This is a genomic window from Nocardia farcinica (assembly GCF_029867845.1).
GTDB lineage: Bacteria > Actinomycetota > Actinomycetes > Mycobacteriales > Mycobacteriaceae > Nocardia > Nocardia farcinica_A.
Genome location: NZ_JARWRU010000429.1, coordinates 1 through 2,642, shown reverse-complemented (window position 1 = coordinate 2,642; position 2,642 = coordinate 1). Strand labels below are relative to the sequence as shown.

Here is a 2,642-nt window from a genome sequence, read left to right as displayed (position 1 = left end):
TGGCCGGGTCGTTGACCGACTGCTGCGGGTGGGTCTCCTGGGGGGGTTGTTCGTGGACCGGGCTCGCACCCCCCGCGCCCGCGCGCCGCCTGTCCTCGGGGGTGGCCACGCCGGCCTCGACCACGAGCCGGTCCAGTCCGGTGGCCCGGTGGCAGTGAGCGGAGGCCACAGCGCCGTAGGCCAGGTGGAATTCGCCGTCACCGGCCAGCAACACGCCGGTGCTGCCCTGCTGTTCGTGTCTGCGCAGTTCTACGGCCAGGTCACCGCTCATGGCCCACCTCGGCGGGGCCCGCGCCCGCGGCGAACTCGGCGAGCACCGCCTTGAGCTGATAGCGGGTCAGGCCGAGATTGCCGGTGGCCTCGTCGCAGACCACGTGGACGAAGAGCTGCCCCTCGAACTGCCCGCCGACCAGGTACAGCAGGTGGTAGCCGCCTCCGCCGCAGACGATGATCTCGTCGATGTCGTCCTCGCCGGAACCGCTCACCAGCGCCGGACATCCGAGGACGGCGCGGACCACATCGGTGGTGCCTGCCGCGTCCTCGTGCTGATCGACCAGATCGTGCCTGCCCGCCGCGGCAATGGCCAGACCGCTCGCACCATCCACCATCGTCACGCTGCGCGCACCGGGAATGTCCATGATGCGTTTCAGGCAGCCGTCTATACCGAGCACCGCTTCACCGCTTGTCTTCCGAAGTGTGCCCCCTTGTTTCTCCCGTGGGGGCTTACGAGTGCCCGACGCTACACACGAATGGCGAAGACCGCACGGCGAATGCGGAGAAAATTCTATTTTTTGAGCATTGTACCCGCTCACGCCACAAACAATACCCAGCGGTTTTTGAATCGCCGGCCTATTCCGTACCAGTTGGTTTAGTTTGCCACCTCTCGCGGCGCCAGCATTCCGAACATTTCAGATTGCAATTCTCGACCATCCATCCACACCGTAGACGACGCTATCGCCCCCGTCCCGCCAGAAATCCGAACGGCGCGACCGACCGGCCGGGTACTGACAGACCGTGACAGAACCCCGCCCTGACCGGTGCGATGGTAGGCCGGGGCACCGACAGCGCCCGCACCGCCCGGCCACCGGCGCTCACCGACGAAACGATCCAGCCCCGCGCGCCCGCGGCGCACCGCGACATCCCTCCGGGGTATTCTCCGAATTTGCCGACATCGAGAATCGCCGCCGCATCCTATCGGACACACGATTTCGAATACGAGACGATCCCACAGAATTGCCCACGGCGGCAGCAAACATTCCCCGCCGCTTGATCGGCATTCTTCGCGGACAATTCACGGCGGCGGGTTCGGACAATTCACGCGCGCCCGGACGGAACAAATGGACGAGCGGAATCGGATCCGCCTCACGAGTGGGCCGATCCCGGCCGGAATTCGCGCCCGCGAGCGGTCCCGGCGGCCCGCGCCCACCCCTTTTCCCGCCCGCCGGCACCGAGCACGAGCAGCCCCGACGTTCTCCCCTCCGCACCGCCCACACCTGGGCCGGGTCGCCCCGGGCTCACCCACCGCCCAGCAGGTCTCGAATTTGCAAACGCAAGTCTGCGTACAGCTTTCGGCGCGCGCGAATCCCCGCGACGAGAACCGATTTCCCCTGACGGCAACACTGCCGGACAGCCGACGATGACGGCCTTTCGCCGCGCAGTTTACGGACCGCAACCGTAGCTCCGGGCGAATTCGCCGATCAGGACTCGGCGCCGGACAGCGCGGCGTCGGGCCGGTCGACCAGATAGACATCGGCGAGAATATCGCCGAGCCGGGTCGTCTGCGCGATGAGCCCGGGAATGTCGATGTCGACCACCCCCGCCTGCCAGGCGCCGGTCAGCTCGACGAAGCCGCCCACCCCCATGAGCACCATGCGGTGGAACTCGCCGAAGTCGACGCCGGGCCGCAGGTAGGACTCCAGGCTGGTCGCGAGCAGGTCGGTCACCACGAGCACCAGGTCGCGGCGGCGGCGTTCGAGCACTTCACTGCCCGCGTGGTCGCCGAAGAGCACCTGGGTGCGGCGCGGATCCTCGGCGAAGCCGCGCACCACGGCCGCCACGGCGTGGCGCAGCACCTCCAGCGGCAGCGCCTCGCGCCGATCGCCGATCGCGGCGGTGAGCACCGCGGTCGTCTCGTCGCGCACGTGATCCCAGGCCGCGGCCAGCAACTCGGAGCGGTCGGCGAAGCTCTCGCGGAAGTACCTGTCGTTCAATCCGGCTCGCGCGCACACGCTGCGCAGGCTGACCGCCGCCCAGCCGCTCTCCACCCACACGTCGATGGCGGCATCGATGAGCTGGGCGCGACGGGCGGCGCGGCGCGCTTCCACGGTCCGCCCGCCCCAGGTCGATGGGCTGGTCATGTCTGCAATCTTGACAAACGACCACCCCTCGGGGGTGAATTGGTGACAAGTCGTCACCAGTCTGGTGGCGGACCGGCTCGCCCCCGACCTTCGCAGCGTCGCGAAAGGACACCACATGCACGCAGGACTTCTCCGAGGGCTCAAGCAACGCGCCGCCGATCTGGCCGACCTCTACCCGGCCCGGCCAGCCCCGCTGGCCGACCCGCCCGCCGGCAGCGGCCTGCTCCCCCTCCTCGGCGACCGCGGCAAGCCCCAGCTCCGCCCCACCCAGCCCCTCTACCCCGA

Annotated in this window: 2 protein-coding genes and 1 pseudogene; all 3 read right to left on the bottom strand. The window is 68.7% G+C overall.

From position 1 onward, the window contains the following. Window positions 1-271, bottom strand: a pseudogene (locus QH283_RS09140) (hypothetical protein); the annotation flags it as partial. Then, window positions 261-671, bottom strand: a complete 411-nt coding sequence (locus QH283_RS09135) for a hypothetical protein (protein WP_280502584.1) — start codon at window positions 669-671, stop codon at window positions 261-263. The gene QH283_RS09135 and the pseudogene QH283_RS09140, both read right to left, overlap by 11 nt. A 1,026-nt stretch (window positions 672-1,697) precedes the next feature. Then, the gene (locus tag QH283_RS09130; RefSeq protein ID WP_280502583.1) at window positions 1,698-2,357 is read right to left on the bottom strand and encodes a TetR/AcrR family transcriptional regulator; all 660 of its coding nucleotides are present in this window, start codon (window positions 2,355-2,357) and stop codon (window positions 1,698-1,700) included. Window positions 2,358-2,642: the final 285 nt, after the last annotated feature.